This window comes from Dietzia psychralcaliphila, assembly GCF_003096095.1.
GTDB classification, from domain to species: domain Bacteria; phylum Actinomycetota; class Actinomycetes; order Mycobacteriales; family Mycobacteriaceae; genus Dietzia; species Dietzia psychralcaliphila.
This window is the reverse complement of record NZ_CP015453.1, coordinates 162189-186507: the sequence shown is the minus strand read 5'-3', so window position 1 is coordinate 186507 and position 24319 is coordinate 162189. Positions and strand designations below refer to the sequence as shown.

Sequence of the window (24319 nt, the reverse complement as noted above, 5' to 3'; positions counted from 1 at the left end):
CGCATGACCCTCACCGCGCACGATGTCTCCTGGAAGGTGCGATCGCGCACCATCGTCGATCGGGTCACCCTGTCCGTGGATCCCGGCGAGGTGTTGGGCATCGTCGGACCCAACGGTTCGGGAAAGACGTCCCTGCTCCGGTGCCTCGCCGGGATCCACCGCGCCCACACCGGAACGGTGACGCTCGCCGGACAGCCCCTCGCCGGGTTGGGGGACACCGAGAGAGCCCGCAGCATCGCCTTTGTCGGCCAGAACCCCACCACGGAGACGGACCTGACCGTCGCCGACGTGGTGGCGTTGGGCCGGATTCCTCATCGGAGCCGATGGAACGGCCTTTCCGACGACGACCGGTCGGCCATCAGCGCAGGTCTCGACCGGGTGGGCCTGCCCGGCTTCGCCGACCGCAGGTGGCAGACGCTGTCCGGGGGAGAGCGACAACGCACCCAATTGGCCAGAGCCTTTGCGCAGGAGGCGCCGGTGATGCTTCTCGACGAACCCACGAATCACCTCGACATCCGTAGTCAGCTCCAGCTGATGCGGCTGATCGGCGAGAGCTCGGAGAAGACGACCGCGGTGGTCCTTCACGATCTCCAACTGGCCGCGACCTTCTGCACCCGCCTCGCGGTGGTCGACGGCGGCCGGATCGCCGCCGACGGCCCACCGGAGGCCGTCCTGACCGCCGAGCTGCTGACCGACGTCTTCGGGATCACAGCCGACGTGGTGCATGACGGTTCCGGCCTGTTGATGCTCCGCTACCGGGGCGTGGTCGAGCAGCCGCCCGGGCGCGGACGATGAGCCACGGTGACGACTCGGGCGAGGTGTCCCACTTGCACATGAACTTGCACATGAACTTGCACACCACGCAAACTTGCAGATCCTGCAAAACGCGCGCATGATCGTGTGGTGATCGACCGCGACCCCTCCCCTGACGCCCCCGCCGGGCTCCGTGAAATCAAGAAGGCCCGGACCCGCGCCTCGCTCGCGCGCGCCGCCCTGCAGCTGGTGGCGGAGGACGGGCTCAGCGCCACCACGGTGCAGGCCATCGCGGCCCGCGCCGAGGTCTCGCCGCGGACGTTCTTCAACTACTTCGATTCCAAGGACGAGGCGGTCGTCCACCTGAGCACGGACCGGTTCCAACGCCTGATGAGCCGGCTGTTTGCCGACGCCGGGGAACACCCCGCGAACCCGGTCCTACAGATTCGCGATGTCATGCTGCGGCTCCTCGACGAGGCGGACCCCGAGTCGGCATCCGACGACGACCTGATGCGCGCGGCCCTGGAGCGCGACCCCTCACTGTTCGGCACCCTGCACACGTCCATGAACACGATCGGCGCCGAGTTCGAGGCCGCCATCGCCTCGCGCTACGCCACCGTCCGGGACCAGGAACTCGCGCGGGTGGGCCTCAGCGTCGCACTGGGGTTGACCCAGACGGCGATGCTCGACGCCCGCGACGGCCGCACCCGGTCCCCCGTCGCCGAGCGCGTGACCCACTACTTCGACCTGCTCGAGTCCGCTCTCCGCTGATCGAGCGTTCCGCACGCGCTGCCACTCACGAAAGGCACGACCCTCATGACCAGTACCTCGACCGCGCCTCACGCGCAGTCCGGGGACGATCCGATCACGCTCACCCCGCGGACGGTCTGGATCATCTTCGGAGCCCTCATGGCGGGGATGTTCCTCGCCTCCCTGGACCAGTCGATCCTGGGCCCGGCCCTGCCGACGATCGTGGGCGAGCTCAACGGCGTTCAGTCCCAGGCGTGGATCATCACCATCTACATCCTCGCCGTGGCCGTGACCATGCCGCTGTACGGCAAGTTCGGTGACCTCGTCGGACGCCGCAACCTCTTCCTGCTGGCGATCGCCATCTTCACGCTCGGCTCGATCGGGTCCGGCTCGGCCGGGTTCTTCACCGACCCCGCCACCGAGGCGGGTTTCTGGGAGCTCGTCGCCTGGCGTGGGGTGCAGGGTCTGGGCGGCGGCGGCCTGATGATCCTGTCGCAGGCCATCATCGCCGACATCGTCCCCGCCTCCGAGCGCGGCAAGTACATGGGCCCGATGGGCGCGGTCTTCGGCATCTCCGCGGTCGCCGGCCCGCTACTCGGCGGCTTCTTCACCGACACCGCCCACTGGCGCTGGTGCTTCTGGATCAACGTCCCCGTGGGCATCATCGCGTTCGCCCTGGCCTGGAAGTACATGAAGCTGCCGACCCGCAGGAGCACCGCGAAGGTGGACTGGGCGGGCATCATGTTCATGGTCCTGGGAACCTCGGGACTGGTCCTGGTCACCGATCTCGGCGGCGACCATCTGGCCTGGGACTCCCCCGGCATGATCGCCATGATCGCGGGCACCGTGGGCAGCATCGTCGCGCTCGTCCTGGTCGAGCGCCGTGCCGATGAACCGATCCTGCCCCTGCACCTGTTCACCGGCCGGGTCTTCGTGATCGCCACGGCCATCGCCTTTGCCCTGGGCGTCGCCATGTTCGCGGCGATCGGCTTCATCCCGACCTTCCTGCAGATGGCCACCGGCACCTCGGCCGCCGGGTCGGGCCTGCTCATGATCCCGATGATGGTCGGTCTCATGGCCACCTCGATCGGCTCGGGCTTCGCGATCGCCAGCACCGGGCGGTACCGCGTCTACCCGATCGTCGGCCTGGCCCTGACCACCGCCACCGTCGCGGTGATGACCCAGATGACCGGCTCCACCCCGATCTGGCAGATCATGGCCATGCTGCTCTTCTTCGGCGCCGGACTGGGCCTGGTCATGCAGGTCATCGTGCTGGCCGTCCAGAACGCCGTGGATCCTCGTGAGGTCGGCGTGGCCACGAGTTCCAACAACTACTTCCGCGAGATCGGCGCCGCCATCGGTACCGCGTGGTTCGGCTCACTGTTCACCGATCGGCTGATCACCAATCTCACCGACACGGTGGCCGCCAACCCCGAGCAGGCGATGGCCTCCGGTCTCGACCCGGCGGGCGTCACGCCGGCCTTCGTGGCGACCCTGCCCGAACCGCTCCACCAGGGCATCGTCGACTCCTACGCGAGCGCCCTGGCCCCCGCGCTCTGGTTCATCGTGCCGGTGCTCGGCCTGGCCCTGCTGCTGTCGTTCTTCCTGCCCCAGGTCACACTCAGCGACGAGGCCGGAATGGTCGCCCGCGGCGAGGCCGTGTGGGACGACGGCAAGGCCGTGCCGGTGGCCGATGCTGAGGGTGGAGCTGGAGAAACCCGATCTGACGGGGACGACGACGAGGTCTCCCTCTCCTCCGGAGGACCCACATCCGGCCGGGTCTGACCTGAAGGGTTCATCGCGGGCCCCACTCGGCCGTCAACGAGAAGAACGTTCCGACACCCATCACTCGCGCGATGTGTGCGGAACGTTCTTGTCGACGGGTCCGGACCCGGAGGTGCTGCGCGGTAGCGCTGCGCTCACGAGAGATGAGAAGCAGACCTACCACTCAGAACCAGTGTTTGCGTCCACCGACCGCGCGGCCTGCTGCGCCGAGGATGACGAGGATGACGCCGATCGCCACGAGCACGAGACCGATCGTCCAGAGGATCGGGATGTCCAGGATGAATCCGAGGATCAACAGAATTGCGCCAAGAATGATCATTTTTAGTCCTTTCACTAGTTCGGTTCAGGGTGAGCTGAGCGTACTCAGGTTGAGCCCGGGCCACGACCGGTGGCGGAGACCGACACGCGGCCGCCGTCGTGCGGGCCTCCGTGGTGACCTCGGCGTCGACGTGACCCGATCGATCGACCCTGTGGAGGCGGGCGAGCCGATACTCTCAGGAAACCTTCACTACAGCGGGCGGTAAGAGCACCCAGCCGTCGCGGTCCTGCCGCGATCCGACGCCACCGGTACCACCCTGTCCACCCGGGGACCGCTTTCCCTGATCGCCACCTCCGTCCCCGTCAGGTGTGGCCAGAGCAACCAGGGGTTCCCCATGTCACAATCGCCCACCTCGTCGTCGTCCCATTCGACTTCTCCCCTTCCCCCCGCCACGTCGATCCCCCGCCGCACGTTCCTCGGCGGCACCGGGCTCCTCCTCGCCGCGGGTGCCGCGGGTGCCGCGTTCGGATCCTCCGCGCTGCCGGGCACCACGCCCGCCGCCGGCGCCGCCATCGGGGAGGGCCGGATCCGCAGGCGCCCCAACATCGTCATCATCATGACCGATCAGGAACGGCGGCCGATGTTCTGGCCGGAGGGGTGGGCCGCGCAGAACCTGCCGCAGCGCCAGCGACTGATCGACACCGGACTGTCGTTCAACGTCAACGCCTGCAACTCCACCATGTGCTCGCCCGGCCGCAGCACCATGTTCACCGGCATCTACCCCGCCCAACACGGGGTCTACCGCACCCTCACGTCGGGCGGGAGCCTGTCGGATGCCGAGCCACAGTTGTCCCCGACCACGCCCAACATGGCCGGACTGCTCGCCTCGGCCGGATACGACGTGCACTACCGGGGGAAGTGGCACATGAGCAAGGGCGCCGACGGCCTGGACCCCACGCCCGCCGACGTCGAGGGCTTCGGCTTCCACGGCTGGAGCCCTCCGGAGGCCGGCCAGGACATCAAGCCGGAGAACTTCGGTGGCGGAACCGCGAACAACGACCAGCGCTACGCCGACGAGGCCGTGGAGTTCCTGAACTCGGTGCCGAACGACCCGGATCGGCCGTTCGCGCTGGTCGCCAGCTTCGCTAACCCGCACGACATCCTGGCCTATCCGCAGACCTGGGACCTGGAGATGCCGGACGGCGGGACCAACTACCTCGATGCGGCGCCGGGATGTTTCCAGATGGGCATCGACCTGCCGCCCACGTTCACCGAGGTGCTGGCGCTCAACCACAAGCCCCGCGCCCAGACCCAGATCAACCTGGCCTCCCAGTTGGGGCTCGGACCGCTGGTGGGCGAGGAGAAGGCCCGCAACTACGCCAACCTCTACGCCTACATGCAACAGGTCGTGGACCAGCACATCGGCGCCGTGATCGACGCGGTGGAGCGCAACGACCTACGGCAGGACACGATCATCATCCGGGTCTCCGACCACGGCGAGATGGCGATGTCCCACGGCGGGATGCGCCAGAAGGTGTTCAACGCCTACGAGGAGACGATGCTGGTGCCGCTGGTCATCAGTAACCCCGGATTGTTCCCGACCGGGGTGACGACCGATGCCCTGTCGACTCTCGTGGACCTCATGCCCACCCTCGCGACGATCGCCGAGGTGGCGCCCGGGGTGCGAGCCGGTTTCGACTTCCGCGGGACCGACCTGTCGCCGATCATCTCCGACGCCGTCGAGAACCCGGGGGCCCCGACCCGAGAGGTGCAGGACGTCATCCACTACGTCTTCGACGACGACAACATCGGCCAACCCGACGGGCAGACCTCGGTCACCCAGCCGAACCATCTGCGCACGGTCCGGGACCGCACCCGCAAGTTCACGATGTACTTCGACCCCCAGTGGGTCGAACCCCCGGTGTTCGAGATGTACGACCTGGCGGCGGACCCCCTGGAACTGCGCAACCTCGCGAACCCCTTCGCTCCCCTGCAGTTCCGAGCCGACATGTTCGCCGAGATGCTGCCGGTTCTCCTCGCCCAGATGGCGGAGAAGGGGACCACTCCCGCGGGGATGCCGGTGGACCTGCCGCTGCCGACGGGGCCGATGGGATCGCTGGGGTCGTTGGGGTCCTGAGGGGCACGGTTCGGGGCCGCTCGCCCGCCGGCCAGTCACCGGTCAGTCGCCGGTCAGTCGCCGGTCAGTCGCTGGTCAGCGGCTCTCCGCGCTGTCGAGGGCCTGCTGCCAGAAGTCGGCCTCCAGGCGGGTGGCGGTGCGGAACACCTCGGTGAGCTCCGCCAGCCTGCGCTCGGTCAGCCCATCGGCGGCCAGTTCGTCGAGCTGCGCAATCGCGGCGCGGGAGGCGGCGGTGAACTCCTCCCCCGAGTACTCGGCGATCCATTCGCCGTACGGATGCTCACCCGCACCGCCCTCACCCGCACCGCCCTCACCCGCACCGCCGTACTCGCCGATCCTGGGCTGCAGCCGCGACCCGATCTCGGCGTAGCCGATCGTGCACGGTGCCAGCGCCACGTGCAAGTCCAGCAGGTCGCCGACCATCCCGCAGTCCAGCACGTAGCGGGTGTACGCCACGGTGGCCTGCTTCTCCGCGGCGGTGTCGAGCTCGGCCCGCGGGATGCCCCAACGCTCGGTCAACCTCAGGTGCAGCCGGGTCTCGGCGAGGATCGCACCGGTCGCCTCATGGGCGGCGGTGATGTCGGCGAGGGTGCGGCTCTTGAACGCGGCCAGGGCGTTGGCGCGGGCGAACTGGAGGAGGAAGTGGAAGTCCTGGATGAGGTAGTCGCGGAACACCGGTAGCGGCAGCGTTCCCTGCCCGAGCTCCTCAACGAACTCGTGTCGCGTGTACGCCTCCCATTCGGGGCGGCAGCGTTCCTTGAGGGTCTCGAACAGGGTCACTCGGGCCTCCTGGTGTGGGCGGACATCAGGCGGGCGACGATCGCTCCGTGGGGTCTGGCCCCCGGCCCGGTCCGCGTGTAGGTCTCGATCACCTCGAAGTCTGCCATCCTCACTTCGTGGGTCAGCGCCTCGATCGGCCATCGGTAGGCATCGGTCACGGCGTGTGCGAACCGCTCCACCTCCGCTCCGTGGAAGAAACCGAGCAGCAGACCACCGCCGGGGCGCAGGACGCGGGCGAACCGCGTGAGCGTCCACCGGACGGTGGAGGGCTCATGATGAATGAGCGAGTACCAGGCGAGGATCCCGGCGGCGCCGCCGGGCGGGCCGGTGAGCTCGTCGAGATCGCCGATATCGAACCGGCACCCGGGATGAGAACGTCGGGCATGGTCCACGAACTCCGGGACGCGGTCGACTCCACGCACATCGACGCCCCGGGCCGCGAGGTGACCGGTCCAGTGTCCGGGGCCGCACCCGGCATCGATCACCGGCCCGCCGAGTTGGTCCGCCCACCGCGTCACGAGTTCGAGGTCCGAGGCGTGGACGGTCGCGAGGGAACCGAGGAGGTCGATGTACTCCCGCGCACGGCGCGTGTACGCCGCACTCACGTCACCGGTCACTGCGACCGCCCCCGCAGGCGACTGGGCGGGACGCCTTCCCGACGGGTGAAGCTCCGGGTGAAGGTCGCGGTCTCGGAGTACCCGAGCTCGCGCGCGATCTCCGACACGGGTACCTCCTGCGCAAGCAGCTCCAGTGCCCGGTGATGCCGCACCTCGTCGAGCACCTGCCGGAACGACGTCCCCTCCGCGGCCAGGCGGCGTCGCAGCGTGCGGACGTCGAGGTGTAGCTCACCGGCCACCTCCGCCATCGACGGCCAACTCTCGCGCTCGTGCCGCAGCCGACTCCGCACCTGACCCGCCACGCCCACGCGCGCCAACCGGTCGTCGAGCAGCTCACGGCACTGCCGCTCGAACAGCTTCGCCGTGTTCTCGTCGCCCTGCGGAAGCCGCACGTCCAGGCGCTCGCGGGTGATGACCAGGCGGTTGCGCTCGGCGTGTGACCGGACGTCGGCGGGAGCCAGCCCCCACGCCTCGCCGAGGATCGCCGCGCTCTCCGGGCCGAGGGTCGTCTCGAGGGCGGTGATCCCCACATCGATCTGGGCTCCACGGAACGCGACCGCCAACCCCGCCAGGTCGCGTTCGACCACGAAGGTCCGCACGTCAGCCGGGATCTCGTCGTCCGCGGCGATCACCGCCGCGGCCCCTCGGTCTGCCCCTGGGTCGGTCCCGCCGGCATCCGCGCCGGCGACGCCGTCACCGACTCCGTCCGCGGTAGCTCCCGCCGCATCCTCCTCGAGCGAGAACCGCAGGTGCGTGGGCGAGAGCGCGAGGTACGGGATGGCCCGGTCGAGCGCCGCCCGGACTGTGGGCCCCGCGAGCATCATGAACCCGATGACGCCGGTCCTCCCGATTGTCGAGTGGGCGCCGATGCCGGCCCCCAGACCCGGCTGGTCCCCGAGCCTGCCCACGAGGTTCCGGATCACCACGAACTCCTGGTGCGCCCAGATCTGCGCGGTCTCGTCATGGAGATCCCGGGGGTCCAGCCCGGTTCCGGCAAGACACTCCGTCGTCGTCATCCCGTGTGCGACGCCGCCCTCCACCATGATGCGGATCCCCTCGGTACCGCGAGGCACCGCCCACACGGGCGACGCCGAACCGGACGACACGGAGCCCGACGATGAGCCGGGCAACGAGCCGGGCAACCGGGGGCCCGACGACGACGTCATCGCCCGACCGTAGCAACGCGGACCCCCGATTGGCCGAAAATGCCAACTATGCGACCGCCGGCGCCCTATCTGCAGCACTCGGGAGTGGCTACCGTCACACCTATGACTCTCGCTAGCGACATCAGCACCCGTACGGGCTCCGAGGGTTCACGACCGGGCGACTCCGGGCGCGGATCGGCGGGACCTGCTGGACCGACCGGGCTGGCCGAGGCGATCCAGGCACTCTATGCCCGGGCCAAGGCCGAGGTGGGCCAGGAGGACCTGACCCACATCCGCAACGTCACCGCCTACGGGCAGGCGATCGACGCCCGCCGCCGGGAGCTGTTGCGCGAGGGGGGCCCGCGCGCGATCCGCAGGGCCACCGCGCTGGAGATGATGTACCGGCTCATGCAGTTCTCCGAGCTGGGGCACAACATCGTCCACGGCAGCTACGACCACCTGCCGGACAACGGCGAGTACCACTCCGACCGGTACGACTGGGACTTCAACGTGGACACCGGCCACTGGAAGACGATGCACCACGCGGGCCACCACCCCAACACCAACATCGTCGGCAAGGACCACGACCTCGGCTACAGCGTCTTCCGGGGCAGTGCCGGCCAGGACTGGTACGGCCACCACCTCGGGCAGGTGGCGTTCATCTCCGCGCTCGCCGCCATGGCCCCGATCGCCGCGCCGTTCTTCCTGGCCAACATCGCGCGCAAGGTCGAGGACCGCCGCTTCTTCAGTTCATACACGCTGCGCGCGCCTGCCAGGATCGCCCGCCGGGACGCGCGGCGCCGGTTCGTCGACGAGCCGTTCCGCTCCGGCTGGAAGCCGCTGTCGACGCTGGTCGCCAACTACCTCGGCGGCGTCACCGGGTACATGTCCGTGCTGTTCCTGGTGCTCATCGAGCACCATGCGGGTGAGCTGGAGCTGTTCACCGACCCCGGTCCCGACGAGACCGCCGACCAGTACTACGAGCGGCAGATCCGGGCGACCCGCAACTTCCTGCCGAGTCCGCAGATGGACGCGGCGCTGACCCGGATCCTGGAGGAGGAGGTGCCGTTCGAGAACCGTCCCGACCTGCGGATCTTCTACGGTGGACTGGACACCCATGTCGAGCACCACCTGTTCCCCGACCTGCCGCCATCGATGCAGCGGAAGGTCGCGCCGGAGGTGCGCGCCATCGCCGCCGAGTACGGGCTGCCGTACCACGAGACCCCGTTGCTGGAGACCGTGCCGCTCATCGCCAAAACGCTCACGGGCCTGTCCGTGCCGTTCGGCGAGCGGGAGTTCGGGCGGCCCACGGACCTGCTGCGCAACCCGGCTTCGCTGCTGCGTCGGCTGAGGTACGGGTTGTCCTACCGGGCCCTGCCCGAATCGCCGTACCTGAACAAGCCGCGGTTCTACAACGTTCCGGTCAAGGTCGTGTCCGCCACGCCGGTCGCGGACGGGCAGGCCCTCTCGGTGCGTCTGGGCCGGCCACGCGGATGGGAGGACGTCCACTGGGACGCCGGCGCGTACGTGTCGGTGCGGGTGGCGGTCGACGGCGAGGAATTGGTACGCCAGTACAGCCTCGTCCGTGACAGTGCGGACTCACACGCCGACGCCGAAGGCGACCTCGAGTTGTGCGTCAAGCGCGTCGAGGGAGGCCGGGTCTCCAACCGACTGGGAGACGAACTCCGCGCCGGGGCGTACGTGACGCTCGTCGGGACGCCGCAGTCGTCGGGCGACTTCGCGATCCCCACGCCGGAGACCCCGTCACTGCACATCGCCGGCGGGGTGGGCATCACGCCGATCATCAGCCTGCTGCGACGGATCGGCCGCGACGCGTGCAACGCCGGGACCCGCGCCAACGCCACCCTGCTGTACTTCAACAGGGACGACCGCTCGATCATCTTCGAATCCGAACTGCGTGAACTCGCGCGAGAGTCCGGCGTCCAGTTGCATGTGTTCACCGATGCCCCGTCCGCGCGGGGAGACCTGTCGACGGGCCGACTCGGCCCCGAACTGCTGCAGCGCGTGGTGCCCGACGCCGCCGAGCGCGAGACCTACGTCTGCGCCCCGGCCGCGCTCATAGACCTGACCCGCGGTTGGCTGCGAGACCTCGGCCAACCGGCCGAACGTTTCCACGCGGAATCGTTCACCGCCCCCGAACTCGACAGGCCGGCCGACGACGGAAGCCGGTACACGGTGCGTTTCCGCCGCACCGGCACGGCCGTGGAGATCGACGGGGCCACGACCCTGCTCGAGGCCGCGGGGCGTGCCGGGATCGCGGTCCCGACCGGGTGCGAGCGCGGCCTGTGCAAGGCGTGCGTGACCGGCAAGCTCAGCGGCACGACCCGAGGAGAGGGCGACGGCCCACTCCAGGAGCGCATCACCGTCTGCACCAGTACTGCCAGCTCGGACATCGAGCTGGACCTGTAGCCGTGTCGCCCGCGCTCTCGCCGGGAGCTGCCGGTCAGCCGTCAGCCCGGGCTGTCACGCCCACTTTCCGCGGGTGTACTGCGGCGGGTACGGCGCCTCGCGCCAGTCCAGGCCCAGTTCGGCGGCCGCGCGCTGGGGCCAGGCGGGCTCGCGCAATCCGGCGCGGCCCAGGAAGACGACGTCGGCACGCTCGTCGACAATCAGCTGCTCGGCGTACTCCGGGTCACTGATGAGCCCCACCGCGCCGGCCAACACCGCACCGGACGCCCGGACCTCCTCGGCCAGCGGCACCTGGTAGCCCTGCTCGAGGGGCACCGGGGGGATCGCGGGAGTGTTGGCGGCGGACGAGACATCGACCAGGTCGACGCCGTGCTCCGCGAGCCGGCCCGCGAGCCAGCGCGAATCCTCCGGGGTCCAGCCCCCGTCCACCCAGTCGGTCGCCGAGATGCGCACGAACAGCGGCTTGCCTTCGGGCCAGACTCTCCGGACGGCATCGCAGATCTCCAGGAGGAGTCGCGAACGGTCGTCCCGCGAGCCGCCGTACTCGTCCGTCCGCTCATTGGACAGCGGAGAGAGGAACTCGTGGATCAGGTAGCCGTGGGCCGCGTGGATCTCGACCACGTCGAATCCGGCCTGGTCGGCGCGGCGGGCGGCGTCGACGAACGCTTCCACCACACCGCGGATCCCCTCGGGATCCAACGCCTCCGGGGTCGCCATGTCACCGAACGGGATCGCCGAGGGAGCGACCGTGCTCCACCCGCCCTCGCCCACGGGCAGTGACCCGGTGGGCTCACCGGGGAAGGCCCTGTAGGTCGATGCCTTGCGGCCCGCGTGCGCCAGCTGGATTCCGATCGCCGCGCCCTGTGAGTGCACGAAGTCCACGATGGGGGCCCACGCGTCCCGCTGCGCGTCGTTCCACATCCCGGCGTCCTGACGGCTGATGCGGCCCTCCGGCACCACGGCGGACGCCTCGGCGAGGATCAGCCCGAACCCGCCCTGCGCCCGCGCCCCGAGGTGCACCAGGTGCCACGGCGTGGGGACACCATCGCCGGCGTCGCACGAGTACTGGCACATCGGCGACAGCCAGGCGCGGTTGCGGATCTCGAGGTCGCGGATGCGGATCGGTTCAAAGAGGAGCGCCATGACCGCGATTAAACCCCGAGCGCGGCTCGCCCCGAGCGGATGGTCCCCGCGCCCGCACCCCCGCGACCCCACCCTCTCGCGGTGGGCACGGTCGGGGCGATCCGGCCCCCGAGGCGTCCGCCGTGCCGGACCGGGCCGACTAGCGTGGGAGGCATGACTGACGCGCAGGCCGGACCCGGCTCCACTCCAGAGCCGCAGCTGACCCACCTCGGCCTCACCCATCTCGACCCGGAGGGCCGGGTCCGGATGGTCGACGTGGGTGACAAGGCCGTCACCACCCGCACCGCCACCGCCGAAGGTGTCTTCCGTACCCGCCCCGAGGTCGTGGACATGGTCGCAGGCGACGATCTGGGCAAGGCCGACGTGCTGGCCACCGCCCGGCTGGCCGGGATCGGCGCCGCCAAGAAGACCTCCGAGCTGATCCCGCTGTGCCACCAGATCCCGCTGAACTCGGTCAAGGTGCGCTTCGACCTCGACGCGCCGGTCGGCGAGATCCGGGTGTCGGCCACCGCCAGGACGACCGGCCGCACGGGCGTGGAGATGGAGGCGCTCACCGCCGTCTCGGTGGCCGGGCTGACGCTGCACGACATGGTCAAGGCCGTGGACCCCCTGGCCACGATGGACGGGGTCCGCCTGGCCACCAAGACCGGCGGGAAGCGGGGCGACTGGACCCGGGAGTCCGACGACGAGTCCGCCCGCGCGGGCACCGGGCGACCCGCGGTGGATTCGGGCCGCAGCGCCGTCGTCGTCGTCTCCTCCACCGCCGCCGCCCACGGCCGACGGGAGGACACCACCGGCCCTGCCATCGAGGGCTGGCTCCTCGAGCGCGACTTCTCCCCCGTCGAGGTCCACGTGGTGCCCGACGCGGATGTCGCCGCGGCGGTGACCGAGCAGGTCCGCCGCAGCCCGGCCGTCCTGCTGACCACCGGCGGCACCGGCGTCGCCCCCGACGACCGCACCCCTGAGGCCACCGCGCCGCACCTGGACCTCGAACTGCCCGGCGTCGCCGAGGCGATGCGCGCGCGCGGGCTGCCCTCGACCCCCACCGCCGCCATGAGCCGCGGCCTGGCGGGCTTCGCCGGACGTACGCTGGTGGCGAACCTCCCGGGCTCCACGGGCGGGGTTCGCGACGGTCTGGCGGTACTCGACGAACTGCTGGACCACCTGCTCGCCGTCCACGCCCACGGCGGCGACCACTGACTGTCCCGGGCCACGTCCGCCCACCGCCCGAGCTCCGCGAGAGGAACCTCCCCATGACAGTCCGCAGTCCACTCGTGCAGATCACCGATGCCGCGATCGACCCCCGTGAGCTCGAGAAGGCCGTCTGGAGCACCGCCGACGGCGCCATGGTCACGTTCTCCGGGGTGGTGCGCGACCACGACCACGGTCGCGACGTCCTCGACATCGAGTACTCCGCCCACCCCACGGCGCAGGACGTCCTGGCGCGACTCTGCGACGAGGTCGCCACCGAGTTCACCTCGCCCGACCTGGAGAAGGGCGGGCAGCTCGACCCACGGCGCTCCGTCCGCATCGGCGCGGTGCACCGGGTGGGGGTGCTACCGGTGGGCGAGGTCGCTGTGGTGGTGGTGGCCGTGGCGCCGCACCGGGCTGAGGCCTTCGCCGCGTGCTCGGAGCTCATCGAACGCCTCAAGCGGGGGGTGCCGATCTGGAAGCGGCAGCGCTTCACCGACGGGGTCTCCGAATGGGTGGGCGTCGGCGACTGCTGAGACGGTCAGGCTGGCCGTCTGCGGGATCCGTGCCTGTTGTGACCCGGCGGGTTGACGAGTGTGCCGTCGTCGGCAATGGTGCGATCCGCGTAGGCGTTCCACTCGCGTTCCCGGATGGCGTCACGAGCACGGGCCAGTGGCCCCTTGGGTCTGGTGCGGTGTTCGTGTCCGGTGTCGGTGATGATGACCAGATCACCCAACGGCCCGGACCGGTAGGCGTTGGTCCCGAACGTCTTCTCCCGGTGGTGTTTCCGACACAGGCAGACGAGGTTCCACTCGGTGGTCGGCCCGCCGAGTTCAGGGTCCTTCTTGTTGAACGCGATCACATGGTCCACGTCGCAGTCCTTGGCGGGAACCGAGCACCCCGGGTGCCGGCAGGTCCCGTCGCGCATGCGGATGCGCTCGGCCATCGCCGGAGTGATCACGTAGCGCAGGGCGTGTTCCGGGGAGTCGAGCACGCCCGGGGCAGGGTCGATGAGCTCGAACCGCACGCTCGCATCGTCGCCCTCGAGCAGTTCCGTGCAGAGCCACTCGAAGCTGCTGTACGTGCCGTGGACGAACTCGACACGGTTGGGCAGGCCCCGGGCCGCGGAGGCGATCACGCTGATGCGGATCGGTTGACCGGCCCGCGCGGCATTGCCCAGTGTGGGCCGGGGCAGGTCCGCCCCGACCCTGACGTCGCCGAGTTCGATGCCGCCGTGCTCGGGCGCGGGGGCAGCGGCGGAGTCGGGGCCGGTCGCGGACGGGCCGGCATCAGGCGGATAGACGGCGAGCGAGGCGAGCGCGTCGGCGCGGAGCTGGTCCATGGGACGATCCAGCCCGTCCGCCAAGGCGGCCGACGCGTCGGTGTCGATGCGACGCCGAAGGAGTTCGGCATCGGCAGCGGTGAGCCTGGCCCACATCGTGGCCATGCCGTGACGGGCGCCGCGGAATCGGACCGAGCGGGTAGCGGCCGCAGCGGCGGCGGCATCCTCCGCGGCAGCCGGGTCGTGTCGCTCCACCGCCTCATCGATCGCAGAGTCCACCGCGGTGCGGCTCGGCCGGTCGCCACCGTCGAGGTCGTCCATGACACGCGCGACCACCTCGTCCTCCACGTCCGACACGATCGCGTCGGGCACCTCGGCCAGGCGGCACGCGATGTCGATCGCCAATTGTTCCGGCATCAGCCCGCGGTCGACCGTGGACCGCAGACGGGGCAGTCGCCGGTGGATCTGCGTCCCGGCCGTCACCAACCGCGCAGCATGCCAACACGTGAGCTGACACGCCGCCACGAGATGATCGCGGGCCCGCGCCTGCGGATCCAACCGGGCGTACGCAGGCCGGCGCGAACCGGCGGCCTCCTCGTCGGCCCGTGCCTGTTCGGACCGAGCGAACTGTTCGACCATGACATGAGCCGCTGCCAGCCGCGTGGCCCCGGCACGGTTCTGCGCCAGCGTCGCGGCACGGGCCGCCTCGCTGACGGACTCCGCGTCGACCATGCCGAGGGGCTCGGGTACGGCGAACAGCGGAGTCGTCGTCGTCACAATCCCACCTCCCCCGTCATCGAACTTACATTCGATAGTACCCGCGGAGGTCCGATAGTACAAGTGTTCGATCACTCACTTTAGTCGGGTACCGACCCACTCGGCCAGCACCCGGGCACACGCGTCCACGCTCTCGACCCACGTGGCCCCCGCGGACTCGTCGGCCGGGTCGGAGACGTACTTGACCAGTCGGGTGGGCACACCCAGCATCGCCCCGGCCGCGGCGACCGCGTACCCCTCCATGTCCACCAGATCCGCGATCGACGCGAGGTGATCGCGCAGCGGCCCGCCGGCCACGAAGCGGTCCCCGGAGGCCAATACCGGCGCGGCGCTCCCGCCCGGAGCGGACGGCAACGCGTGGGCCGGCTCCGGGGTGACCGCGAGAGCCGCCGAGAGGGTGAGGGGAGGCCCGTCGTGGCGGCCGGTGACCGCGTGGAGGGCGAGGTTGTCGAAGTCGTGCTGGAACACCGTCGCGATCTCGTGCGTGCCCTCCATCCCCGGGTGCAATCCGCCGGCGGTGCCCACGTTGACGAGCTCGCGCGGCCGGATCCCGCCACCGAGCGCGTGCGCGACCGCCACGGCGGCCCGCACCTTGCCGACACCCGTCACCAGGACGGGGAAGTCCGTGACGAAGTGACGGGCCTCCTGTTCCAGGGCGACGACGACGAGAGGGTGTGCCGGATCGACCGTTCCGAGGAGTTCCACGGCGTCCACGGTAGTCACCGGGGATCGGGAGCCCGGCATCCTGTCGGTTCCCTGGACATCTCACGGCTCGCGCCTACGGTGGGAGCAGATGGCCCCGATCTCCCGTCGAGCCCAGAGGTGAACCGAGATGCCCGTCCCGTCCCCGCGAACCACTTCTCACGACAACGCCGGCCCCGGAATTACCGCCGCCCGGACCTCGGCCGGTCGCTCCGCCGAACATCGCACCACCGCCCGTCGCGCGCTACTCGCCCTCCCGGCGGTGGCGTTGCTCGCGGCCGCCGGATGCGCGACCGGCTCCGACGACGGGTCCGCCGGCGACCAGACGGTCACAGCGACCGTGACCGCTCCCGTCGAGACCTCCGAATTGCCCACCGAACAGCAGGGTGGCGAGCAGCAGGACGAGCGGGCCGCAGGCGAGGCGTTCGACCGCTCGAACTGCGCGACCGAACTCTCGGGCCAGGACGTCTCCGGCGATGTCCAGGTCCGCGACGGGCAGACGTGTGTGCTGTCCGATCTGACCGTCACCGGAGACATCGACGTCTACGGCGGTGGTCGACTCGAGGCCCGCAACATCCGGGTCACCGAGGACATCGAGGCCGAGGGCCACGCCTTCGTGCTGGTCAACGGAGGCGAGGTGTCGGGGTCGATCGAACTGGACAAGGGTGGCGAGGCGACGGTGGAGAACGTCCGGATCGGCGGCGACCTGGAATCAGAGGACAACTCCGGCCCCCAGCGCTTCGAGGGCAACACCATCGGCGGCGACCTCGAATGCGAGGACAACGTCGAGGCCCCGACCGGCGGCGGCAACCAGGTCGGCGGCGAGCGGGAGGGGCAGTGCGCGGGCCTGTGACCTCGGTGGTGGAAACCGCGCTCACGCGCCTCGTGAACCCATGATCGCGAGGCCCATGCCCGCGAGGCCCGTGGTCGCAAGGCCCGTGGTCGCGGCGCCTTTGTCACCCCGGAGACGGCGCCCACCAGCGCTGGTCCGACTCCCCCAGCGGTAACCGGGCCACCACCTCGTGCCGGGCCCGCCCCCGCGGGCCCTCGCCCAGGAACGAGTCGATCAACGCGATCTCGGACACCGTCCAGGTGCTACTGGCGAAGGTGTCGAGGACCCGCAGCCACGCCGTGGCGTCGTCGCGGCCGCTGAGCCGGGCGAGCGTGAGGTGGGGGCGGAACCGCGCTCCGTCGGGCACACACCCGGCGGCGTTGGCCGCCGACCGGGCCCCGGCGGCCAGCGCGTCGAGCGGACGCTCACGCCGGTCGTGCCCGATCGGCGGGACCGGCGACTGCTCGACTCCCGCCCACAGCACCTTGGCCCGCTCGACCGACGGGAACACCCCCGCCCCGGCCAACCGGATCCGGAACGGCTCGTGCTTACGGGCGACCGCGCCGAGCCTGTCGGTGAGGTCGTCGATCCGCCACTCGTCGACACCCGGGCAGAAGGTCAGAGTGAGGTGCCACTGCGACGGGGCGGTCCAGGCCAGCCCCGGGCGCGGCTCGAGGAACCGCTCGAGTTCCTCGCGGACCTCGTCCGGCGGCAGGACCGCGACGAACATCCGATGACCCATGCGCGACCAACTCCCCTCTGCACCACTCACAGCACCGGCCCACTCACACCACCGCGGTCCACTCACACCACGGTGGTCCACCACGCGCCGAGCCACAAGCCCACCAGTGCCGCGGCGACGGCGGCGAACATCGTGCCCACCGCGTAGACCAGGGCCATCATGCGACGCCCCTCCCTCGCGAGGCGGACCGCGTCGTAGCTCGCCGTGGAGAACGTGGTGTACCCGCCGAGCACCCCGGTGCCCACGAGTGTCGCGGCGATTCCCGGGCCGGCTGACGAGGTATGGGCGACCGTCGAGTTCACCGCCAGCAAACCCAGCAGCAGACCGAGCAGCAGAGAGCCGGACACGTTGATGACGAACGTGGCCATGGGAAAGGCGCCCCGCCATCGCCGGGTCACCGCCACGTCGACGGCGTACCGCAGCGCTGAGCCGCCCGCGCCGCCGAGCGCCGCCCATCCGATGACCTCCGCACTCATCGCGCCGACCCCTTGCTGCCGTCGGCGGAGTCCGAGTCCTCGGTGGAGTCCGAGTCCTCGGTGGAGCCGGGGGCGGCGGGGGCGGCGGGGGAGTCAGCGGAGCGTTCAACGGTGCCGTCAACAGCCGCGGAGTCGGCGCGGCGATCACCCGTGCGCGAGGTCACGAGCGCAGCGGTGCCGACCCCCGCCAGGGTGGCCAGCGCGCCGAGCAGCAGGGTCCCCAGCGCATACGTTGCGGCGATTCCCGCGCTCCCGTCCCGGAGCAGTTCGGCCGCCTGCTCGGTCACGGCGGAATAGGTGGTGAAGCCCCCGCACACCCCGGTGCCCAGGAGGAGTCGGACCCCGGTTCGTCGTCGTTCCCCCGAGTGCTCACCCGGGGCGGCCAGCCATTCCAGCACCAACCCCAGCAGGAAGGCACCGACCACGTTCACGGCGAGCGTCGCACCGAGCGGGTTGCCGGGGAGGATCACGGCCACGGTCGCACGCAGCGCGGACCCCACGGCCCCGCCCAGTGCCACCAACGCCACCGCGAGGGGTAGACCTATCGCGGGCGGCCTCACCCCGAGAGTCCGGCCTCCAGGGCGGCCTCGAGGCCCGCGCGGTCACCCGAGATCTCCAGACCCGGGTCGTCGGCACCGACCCTTCCCCACAGGAGGAGCGCGAGCGACTCCGGCGCACCCGACACCTCGACCTCCGCGCTGCCGTCCGCGCCGGTCAGGACCCACTCGAGGTCGGTACCCAGGGCGCTGGCGCCCACCGGCTCGGCGCCTGTCGCCAGACCCTCGGGGGCGTGGAGCACAGCGCGCAACCGGATCGTCACGGGCAGCGGCCCTCGAGAGCCCTTGTGCGGGTACATCACGGCGCAGAACTCGTCCACCGTGTCCACGGCCACGTCCTGCGGAAGCGGCGTGGTGGCCGAGGGCCCGCCCAGCGCGTTCTCCAGGTCCCACCGGTGCAGCGCGGTCTCGTGGAGTTGGCGCCGAAGCCAGAACGCCGCGGGCCCCGGACCGCCGAAGGTCCACGTGGGGGCGTCGACGTCGGTCTCCGTGAAGGTCTCGAGCATTCCCGAGGCCATGTCCGCGTACCAGTCCGCGAGCGCTCCGGAGCCCGCGGTCGCCGGCGGGGCGGACTTCATCGCCTCGCCCAGACCCCGCGAGCGCTCGTGCGGATTCCCGTCGCGCACCGTGACGCCGCCCCACCGGTTGACGGCGCCGAGGTGGGTGACGAGGTCGTGCACCGACCAGTCCGGGCACGAGGACACCGGGGCGGCCAGATCGACGACGACCGAGTCACCGCCCCCGGCGAGCGCGAACCGCACCAGACCGACCTGGGCCTCGATCGCGTCGAGCATCCGCTCCCGCGTCAACCTCGCGCTCATACGCGGGTCGCCGCCTCGTTCGAGCCGATCGACCCACTGTCCTCGGTGCCCGCCCGGCGCCGGGTGAAGTCGATCTGCCGTCCCGCGTTGGACACGGCCACCACGGTTCCGGTGCCGAACACCCCGTCGCGGTCGAACAGGGACGCGCTGCCGACCGCCACGCCGTCGTCGCTGAGGTGCTCGTCGGCCTCGATGCCGATATCGCCCGACCGGGGGAGGCGGGCCAACGCCACGGTGAGGTCGGCGTTGATGAAGCCGATGCCCTCGTCTCCCCAGTGCGACATGAGGCTGGTGGACTCGGCCAGGGTCACGGCCCGCTGGAACGGGGTCGCATCCTCACCGGCCACCACGTCCAGTGGGTGGAGCCAGAACCTCTTGCGCCGGTCGTTCTGGTGGGCGCTCATGTCGCGACTCCATGACTCCCCCTCGTCACCGCTGCCGAAGAAGACATTCGACCCCGGCCGGTTCTCGAGCGGGTCCGCCTCCGCCGGGGCCTCGACACGCCGACCCGAGCGCCACACGTTGCCGGGCGGCTGCTCGCCGCGACGCAACTGCACCAACGTTCCCCGGGCGACCAGCTTCCCCTCCTGCAGCATCCGGACGTCCGCGACCCGGATGCGGTTGCCGGCCCGGATCTCCTCCGTCACCGCGACCAGCGGTTCGGTGCGGACGGGCGCGAAGAGGTCCACGGTGAGTCGGGCGGGCTGGAACCCCTCCGCCCCGTGCTCGGCCTCGAGCGCACGGGCCGAGGCCACCACCACTGCGGGTCCGTTGACCATGGTCTCCGACCAGGCGCTCCGCGCGTACCTGGTGGGGATGTACGCCCCCGACTCGTCGAGGGTGAAGAACGAACGCTCGCTCATGAGCTCAGCCCACCATTCCGATAGAAGAGGACGCGGGCCCGACGGCCGTGGCCCCGCGGGCGCCGCTGGCGGCCCAGGACCGCAGGATGGCCGCGAGCTGCGTCTCGAAGTACTGCTCGGCGCTCGGCGACTCCCGCCACACGCTGAGTTCCAGCGACACGACCCCGTGCAGTGACGCCCAGATCGCGGTGGCCGCCTCGTGCACGTCCGCGGCCCGGAAGACCCCCTCGTCCACCAGCGCGTCGACGACCTCCAGCAGCGGTTCCCGCCACTGCGGGTCGCGGCGGTCGGCGGCGACGCGGGGGGAGCGGACGGGTTCCCCCACCACGAGCCCGTACAGGCCCTCGTTGTCCAGGGCCCACCGACGGTAGGCGCGGCACAGGGAGCGCATGTCGGTCTCGACGCTGTCGTGGCGCAGCGACTCGCGCAGGGCTTCGGCGAGTCTGCGATCCGCTTCGTCGGCGACCGCCGCCAGCAGTCCGGACTTGCCCCCGAACATCGTGTAGATGGCCGTGGTGGAGGTGCCCTGCGAGGCGGCCAACGGCCGCAGTCCGAGCTTCTCCGGCGCCGCGCCCCGGAGCCTGCGCGTGGCCTCCTCGAGGATCCCCAGCCGTAGGGCCTCGTCGTACTGGGCGTGGGGTGGGGCGCCGGTGGCGGCACGGGAGGGGGATCGGGTCACCCAGGCAGGGTACCACGACGACGTGACCACCGCGTCACAACGCCATGGCGTGTCCACCGGAACGGTGTCATCCCACCGGCATCACCACGACTTCCCCACTGCGTCCCGGTATGCGGCGGACGCCGTGACAACGGTGTCCCACCTGCCGTGACGGTGTTCTCGAGGCTCTACGCTGAAGCGCATGCCCACTCTGAGCCGTCACGAGTCCGTCTTCGTCCTGCGATTCTCCGAGCCGGCGGACCCGGCCGATGCCCCTGACAACGCCTTCTCCCCGGAGTTCCTGGACTCCCTCGACGCCTCTCTCGACGAGGTCGAGGCGACCGAGGGGCCGGCTGCTCTGGTCACGACCGGGGCGGGGAAGTTCTACTCCAACGGGCTCGACCTGTCGGTGGTCGCCTCAGATCCCGCCGGCCTGCCCGCCTACGTCTCGCGGGCCCAGCGGTTGTTCGCCCGGGTCCTTCGACTCGAACTGCCGACGGTGGCGGCGGTCAACGGACACGCCTTCGGCGCCGGCGCCATGCTGGCCCTGTCCCACGATCACCGCGTCATGCGCGCCGACCGCGGCTTCTGGAACCTGCCGGAGGCACAGCTCGGCATGCCGTTCCCCCCGGGCATGAACGCCCTCATCACCACCCGGCTCATCCCGTCGGTGGCGAGCACGGCGATGCTCACCTCCAAGCGATACCCGGCGGCCGATGCGGTCGAGGCCGGGATCGTCCACGAGGCCGCCGCGGCCGACGCGGTGCTGGACCGCGCGGTGGCCGTGGCGGCGGAGATGGCCCCGCTGCGGGGCGCGAACTACGCGGGTATCCGCGCGGGCCTCGTGGCCGGGGTCCTCCCCCATCTGGATGAGCCGATCACGCAGCTCTGAGAGTTCGGGGACCTGCACCCGGGGTCTCGTGCCCAGAGTCTCGTGCCCGGCGTCGTGGCGGACACACGGCGATAACCGGCGGACAATTGTCGCGGGTTCACGGCCGATAGTCGCGAATTCCGTCCGCCGACCGGGTGTGCTCGTCCGCCAATCGCCGCGGGCTGTCCGCCAACCGAGAGAGGCCCGTCCGCCAACCGGGATGGGCTTATGCGCCGACCGGCGGGGGGTCCGCCAACCTGGGCGGCCTGCGAATAGACGGAAGGGCCCGCACCCCGTCCCCGGGGATGCGGGCCCTCGCGACTTCGGTCAGTTCGCGGCGGCGTACGCCTCCATCACGTCGGCCGGGATGCGGCCGCGATCGGAGACGTCGAAGCCGTTTTCCCGCGCCCATTCACGAATGGCCTTGGTATCGCCCGAGGCGGACTTGGCCGCGGCCTTACGCGCCGGCTTGCTCTTGCTGCCGGTCACTCGGTGACCGGCGTCGATGTACGGGGCCATGACCTCGCGGAACGCCTCTGCATTCTCATCACTGAGGTCGATGGAGTATTCCTTGCCATCGAACGCGAACGAGATGGAATTGGCCTCTTCGCCCAGTTCCGTTCCGTCGATGTCGTCGATGTACCTGACCTGGAATTGCTGAGCCATTGTTACTCCCTAGCTAGTCGCGTCCACTACTGGACAACATTATGCACCAGCTTTGGGAAATTAGGCCTGGTCACATTTGTCGGCCATTGTTGATAATGCCCTGAGCGTTTGCGATTCGAGAGCAGACGGGCCGGTCAGCGGATTAATCCCGCCGAATTCTCCAGGTATAAACGGACGATCAGATCAACTATCTCCGGGTTCGCGCCGAGCGGCGGGGAGGTCACGTCCGCACCGGCCGCCGCGAGCCGGTCCGCGAAGAACCCGGGAGCCAGCAGGTGGGTCGCCACGGCCACCCGGCGATGCCCCTGTTCCCTGAACCCGGCGATCGCCTCGGTGACGGTCGGACTGGCCGCAGAGGCGAACCCCGCGGTCGCCGGCACGCGCAGCAACCGTCCGAGGCTCGCGGCCAGGGCCCGCGTCTCGGCCTGCGAGGACTCGTCCCGGCTGCCCGCCGCCCCCAGGACCACCGCGTCGGCGCCGAACGCCCCGACCGCTCCGGCCTCGGCGAGCCGCTGGACCAGAGCGCGCACGATCTCCGGTTCGGCACCCACGTGGGGCGCCAGAGCGACCGGGCCGGGCGCGCGCCGGCATGCTCCCTCGACGTCCTCGGTGACGTGGAATCCGCGGGCAAGGAAGGCCGGGACCACGACCGTGGGGGCCGCGTCGGCGAGGATGCGGTCCGGGCCCGGCGCCTGGACGTCGACCCAGGCCAGCCGGCAGTCGACCCCGTCGAGTTTCTTGCGGGTCTCCACCAGGACCCGGCCCAGCTCCCGGCGGCCCGTCGACGAGCGGGTCCCGTGTGCCACCAGCAGCAGGCGGGGCTTCTCCGGACCGGGTTCGGCGGGGGGCGCGTTCGTGGTCATACTCCGAGCATGCCGGATTCCGGATGCATCGCCCCGGTCGCTCGGCGAGACTGGGGGGATGAACGCAGGAGCCGGGCGTGGCGGGCGGGCCCTCGTACCGGGCCGGCGGCGCCGCGCGCGGCCGGAGGTGACGCTGACCAACTACGAGGCGGTCTACGACTTCTACGGACCCGGCCGTCGGCGGGACGGCTTCACCCATCCCCTGCTGGCCTTCGTCGGCGCCCTGTACGCACCCGAGTTGCGGATCCGGCCCGAGACCGTGGACGAGGTGCACCGTCTCCACGACGCGGGGGTGGGGATCATCGTGGCCGCCAACCACCCGTCCGCGCACGACCCGTTCGTGTTGGCGTCCGCCGTGTTCGACGAGCGCGTCCGGTTCCTCGCCTCCGGTACCGGCCTCACCAAGGACCCGCTCTTCCGCGGGCCGCTTCGGCCGGTGTTCGAGTACACGGGCACCGTCCCGGTGTTCCGGGCCAAGAACTACGAGGGCACCGCCCGCGCGGTGCACGACGCGGCGGCGGCACGGCTCATCGACCTGTGCGTGGACCGACTGGTCTCCGGCGGGGTGGTACTGACGTTCGTGGAGGGCACCAACTCCTCGGCGGACGATCTGCGCACGCTGCGGCCGGAATCGGTCAAGAAGGGTGTGGGCCAGATGGTCCGCGGGGTCCGCGAGGCGGGTGACCGGGTGGCGGTCCTGCCGATCGGGATCGTCTACCGCGGTCGGGAACACGCCCGGCTGCCCCCGCGCCGCCCGGTGGTGGCCGCCGGTCCGCTCGCGCTATGGGAGGGCCCCGGATCCGCGCCGTCGATCGACGAGGTGAGGTACGCGGTGCGGGACGGTATCGACGACGCCCTCACCGACGCCTGGAGCGAGGTGTACTGACAGCCAGGGTCCCGGACCCGAGTTCGTCTGGTCCCCGGTCTCCGGGTCAACGACTCCGGGTGAAGCTGACGGACTGATCGCGCGCCTCGTCATGCAGTACCGCCTTCTTCGGCCCCCACCACCCGACCACCGCCTCGACCCTGAGGGCGGGGTCGGCGGACCGCAGCATGACCGAACCCATGAAGATGGGACGCTCGTCCGCCGTGGCATCACCGACGATCAGACGCGCGCGGTAGTAGAACAGCATCGACTGGTCGAATTCGACGGTCAGCCGTGTTCCGGCGTGGTCCAGGGTGAACTCCTTCATCACACCCTTCTACCGCACGGCGCGGG

The 24319-nt window shown here is 70.7% G+C and carries 26 protein-coding genes; 10 read left to right on the top strand and 16 right to left on the bottom strand.

The genetic code is table 11. From position 1 onward, the window contains the following. The first annotated feature begins 3 nt into the window (after positions 1 to 3). The 3 genes from A6048_RS00805 (at position 4) to A6048_RS00795 (ending at position 3288) form a co-directional block, all read left to right on the top strand. Complete coding sequence (locus A6048_RS00805; RefSeq protein WP_107747806.1) at positions 4 to 795, top strand: ABC transporter ATP-binding protein; 792 nt, start codon at positions 4 to 6, stop codon at positions 793 to 795. A 108-nt stretch (positions 796 to 903) separates the two neighbouring features. Then, on the top strand, positions 904 to 1524 hold the full coding sequence (locus A6048_RS00800; protein WP_235027630.1) for a TetR/AcrR family transcriptional regulator: 621 nt from the start codon (positions 904 to 906) through the stop codon (positions 1522 to 1524). A gap of 45 nt (positions 1525 to 1569) precedes the next feature. After that, entirely contained in the window at positions 1570 to 3288 is a 1719-nt protein-coding gene (locus A6048_RS00795; protein WP_107747804.1) for an MDR family MFS transporter, read from the top strand. A gap of 163 nt (positions 3289 to 3451) precedes the next feature. Here A6048_RS00795 and A6048_RS18380 read toward each other — a convergent pair whose 3' ends face one another. Next, complete coding sequence (locus A6048_RS18380) at positions 3452 to 3607, bottom strand: DUF6131 family protein (protein ID WP_162845703.1); 156 nt, start codon at positions 3605 to 3607, stop codon at positions 3452 to 3454. A gap of 334 nt (positions 3608 to 3941) precedes the next feature. Between A6048_RS18380 and A6048_RS00790 the strand changes: the two genes are divergently transcribed. Further along, positions 3942 to 5684 (top strand): sulfatase family protein, encoded by a 1743-nt coding sequence (locus A6048_RS00790; RefSeq protein WP_107747803.1) that lies wholly within the window; start codon positions 3942 to 3944, stop codon positions 5682 to 5684. Between the two features lie 75 nt (positions 5685 to 5759). On the opposite strand, the gene A6048_RS00785 is transcribed toward A6048_RS00790, so the two are convergent. Genes A6048_RS00785 through A6048_RS00775 form a run of 3 tightly spaced genes read right to left on the bottom strand, consistent with a single transcriptional unit; the run spans position 5760 to position 8247 of the window. After that, complete coding sequence (locus A6048_RS00785) at positions 5760 to 6464, bottom strand: TenA family protein (RefSeq protein ID WP_107747802.1); 705 nt, start codon at positions 6462 to 6464, stop codon at positions 5760 to 5762. Beyond that, positions 6461 to 7081 carry a class I SAM-dependent methyltransferase gene (locus A6048_RS00780; RefSeq protein WP_200837426.1) on the bottom strand — a complete coding sequence of 207 codons (621 nt, stop codon included), beginning with the start codon at positions 7079 to 7081 and terminating at the stop codon, positions 6461 to 6463. The genes A6048_RS00785 and A6048_RS00780 overlap by 4 nt, the downstream gene beginning before the upstream one ends. Further along, a complete protein-coding gene (locus tag A6048_RS00775) occupies positions 7078 to 8247 on the bottom strand; it encodes a helix-turn-helix transcriptional regulator (RefSeq protein ID WP_107747801.1) in 1170 nt (389 codons plus the stop codon). The genes A6048_RS00780 and A6048_RS00775 overlap by 4 nt, the downstream gene beginning before the upstream one ends. Positions 8248 to 8349: 102 nt before the next feature. Here A6048_RS00775 and A6048_RS00770 point away from each other — a divergent pair, with 102 nt between their 5' ends. Then, positions 8350 to 10656: a fatty acid desaturase gene (locus A6048_RS00770; protein ID WP_107747800.1), complete on the top strand. Its 2307-nt coding sequence runs from the start codon at positions 8350 to 8352 to the stop codon at positions 10654 to 10656. 54 nt (positions 10657 to 10710) lie between these two features. Here the strand turns inward: A6048_RS00770 and A6048_RS00765 are convergent, their stop codons facing one another. Further along, positions 10711 to 11799, bottom strand: coding sequence for an NADH:flavin oxidoreductase/NADH oxidase (locus A6048_RS00765; RefSeq protein WP_107747799.1), 1089 nt, complete (start codon positions 11797 to 11799; stop codon positions 10711 to 10713). 153 nt (positions 11800 to 11952) lie between these two features. On the opposite strand from A6048_RS00765, the gene moaCB reads away from it, so the two are divergent. Next, positions 11953 to 12999, top strand: coding sequence for a bifunctional molybdenum cofactor biosynthesis protein MoaC/MoaB (moaCB, locus tag A6048_RS00760; RefSeq protein WP_107747798.1), 1047 nt, complete (start codon positions 11953 to 11955; stop codon positions 12997 to 12999). A gap of 53 nt (positions 13000 to 13052) precedes the next feature. Beyond that, positions 13053 to 13526, top strand: a complete 474-nt coding sequence (locus A6048_RS00755) for a molybdenum cofactor biosynthesis protein MoaE (RefSeq protein WP_107747797.1) — start codon at positions 13053 to 13055, stop codon at positions 13524 to 13526. Positions 13527 to 13531: 5 nt separating this feature from the next. Here A6048_RS00755 and A6048_RS00750 read toward each other — a convergent pair whose 3' ends face one another. Both A6048_RS00750 and A6048_RS00745 read right to left on the bottom strand, forming a co-directional pair. Next, positions 13532 to 15004: an HNH endonuclease signature motif containing protein gene (locus A6048_RS00750; RefSeq protein ID WP_107748067.1), complete on the bottom strand. Its 1473-nt coding sequence runs from the start codon at positions 15002 to 15004 to the stop codon at positions 13532 to 13534. A gap of 120 nt (positions 15005 to 15124) precedes the next feature. After that, a complete protein-coding gene (locus A6048_RS00745; protein ID WP_235027346.1) occupies positions 15125 to 15754 on the bottom strand; it encodes a nucleosidase in 630 nt (209 codons plus the stop codon). Positions 15755 to 15881: 127 nt separating this feature from the next. Between A6048_RS00745 and A6048_RS00740 the strand changes: the two genes are divergently transcribed. After that, on the top strand, positions 15882 to 16604 hold the full coding sequence (locus A6048_RS00740) for a hypothetical protein (protein ID WP_244911033.1): 723 nt from the start codon (positions 15882 to 15884) through the stop codon (positions 16602 to 16604). A gap of 103 nt (positions 16605 to 16707) precedes the next feature. Here A6048_RS00740 and thpR read toward each other — a convergent pair whose 3' ends face one another. From thpR to A6048_RS00710, 6 genes are all read right to left on the bottom strand, one after another. Then, a complete protein-coding gene (thpR, locus tag A6048_RS00735) occupies positions 16708 to 17325 on the bottom strand; it encodes an RNA 2',3'-cyclic phosphodiesterase (RefSeq protein WP_107747795.1) in 618 nt (205 codons plus the stop codon). Between the two features lie 62 nt (positions 17326 to 17387). Next, complete coding sequence (locus A6048_RS00730) at positions 17388 to 17801, bottom strand: fluoride efflux transporter FluC (RefSeq protein ID WP_107747794.1); 414 nt, start codon at positions 17799 to 17801, stop codon at positions 17388 to 17390. Next, complete coding sequence (locus A6048_RS00725; RefSeq protein ID WP_244911032.1) at positions 17798 to 18328, bottom strand: fluoride efflux transporter FluC; 531 nt, start codon at positions 18326 to 18328, stop codon at positions 17798 to 17800. The genes A6048_RS00730 and A6048_RS00725 overlap by 4 nt, the downstream gene beginning before the upstream one ends. A gap of 29 nt (positions 18329 to 18357) precedes the next feature. Continuing rightward, a complete protein-coding gene (locus A6048_RS00720) occupies positions 18358 to 19179 on the bottom strand; it encodes a maleylpyruvate isomerase family mycothiol-dependent enzyme (RefSeq protein ID WP_107747793.1) in 822 nt (273 codons plus the stop codon). Further along, entirely contained in the window at positions 19176 to 20042 is an 867-nt protein-coding gene (locus A6048_RS00715; protein ID WP_107747792.1) for an acyl-CoA thioesterase domain-containing protein, read from the bottom strand. Before A6048_RS00715 ends, A6048_RS00720 begins: the two co-directional genes overlap by 4 nt. Before the next feature lie 4 nt (positions 20043 to 20046). Continuing rightward, complete coding sequence (locus A6048_RS00710; protein ID WP_107748064.1) at positions 20047 to 20721, bottom strand: TetR/AcrR family transcriptional regulator; 675 nt, start codon at positions 20719 to 20721, stop codon at positions 20047 to 20049. 181 nt (positions 20722 to 20902) lie between these two features. Between A6048_RS00710 and A6048_RS00705 the strand changes: the two genes are divergently transcribed. Continuing rightward, positions 20903 to 21592 (top strand): enoyl-CoA hydratase/isomerase family protein, encoded by a 690-nt coding sequence (locus tag A6048_RS00705; protein WP_107747791.1) that lies wholly within the window; start codon positions 20903 to 20905, stop codon positions 21590 to 21592. 306 nt (positions 21593 to 21898) lie between these two features. Here A6048_RS00705 and A6048_RS00700 read toward each other — a convergent pair whose 3' ends face one another. Together A6048_RS00700 and A6048_RS00695 are read right to left on the bottom strand one after the other, a co-directional pair. Further along, positions 21899 to 22237, bottom strand: a complete 339-nt coding sequence (locus tag A6048_RS00700) for a histone-like nucleoid-structuring protein Lsr2 (RefSeq protein WP_107747790.1) — start codon at positions 22235 to 22237, stop codon at positions 21899 to 21901. A gap of 134 nt (positions 22238 to 22371) precedes the next feature. Then, on the bottom strand, positions 22372 to 23100 hold the full coding sequence (locus A6048_RS00695) for a sirohydrochlorin chelatase (protein ID WP_107747789.1): 729 nt from the start codon (positions 23098 to 23100) through the stop codon (positions 22372 to 22374). Between the two features lie 58 nt (positions 23101 to 23158). Here A6048_RS00695 and A6048_RS00690 point away from each other — a divergent pair, with 58 nt between their 5' ends. After that, positions 23159 to 23986 carry a lysophospholipid acyltransferase family protein gene (locus A6048_RS00690; protein WP_107747788.1) on the top strand — a complete coding sequence of 276 codons (828 nt, stop codon included), beginning with the start codon at positions 23159 to 23161 and terminating at the stop codon, positions 23984 to 23986. Positions 23987 to 24032: 46 nt separating this feature from the next. Here the strand turns inward: A6048_RS00690 and A6048_RS00685 are convergent, their stop codons facing one another. Continuing rightward, on the bottom strand, positions 24033 to 24293 hold the full coding sequence (locus A6048_RS00685) for a hypothetical protein (protein WP_107747787.1): 261 nt from the start codon (positions 24291 to 24293) through the stop codon (positions 24033 to 24035). Between the last annotated feature and the right edge of the window lie 26 nt (positions 24294 to 24319).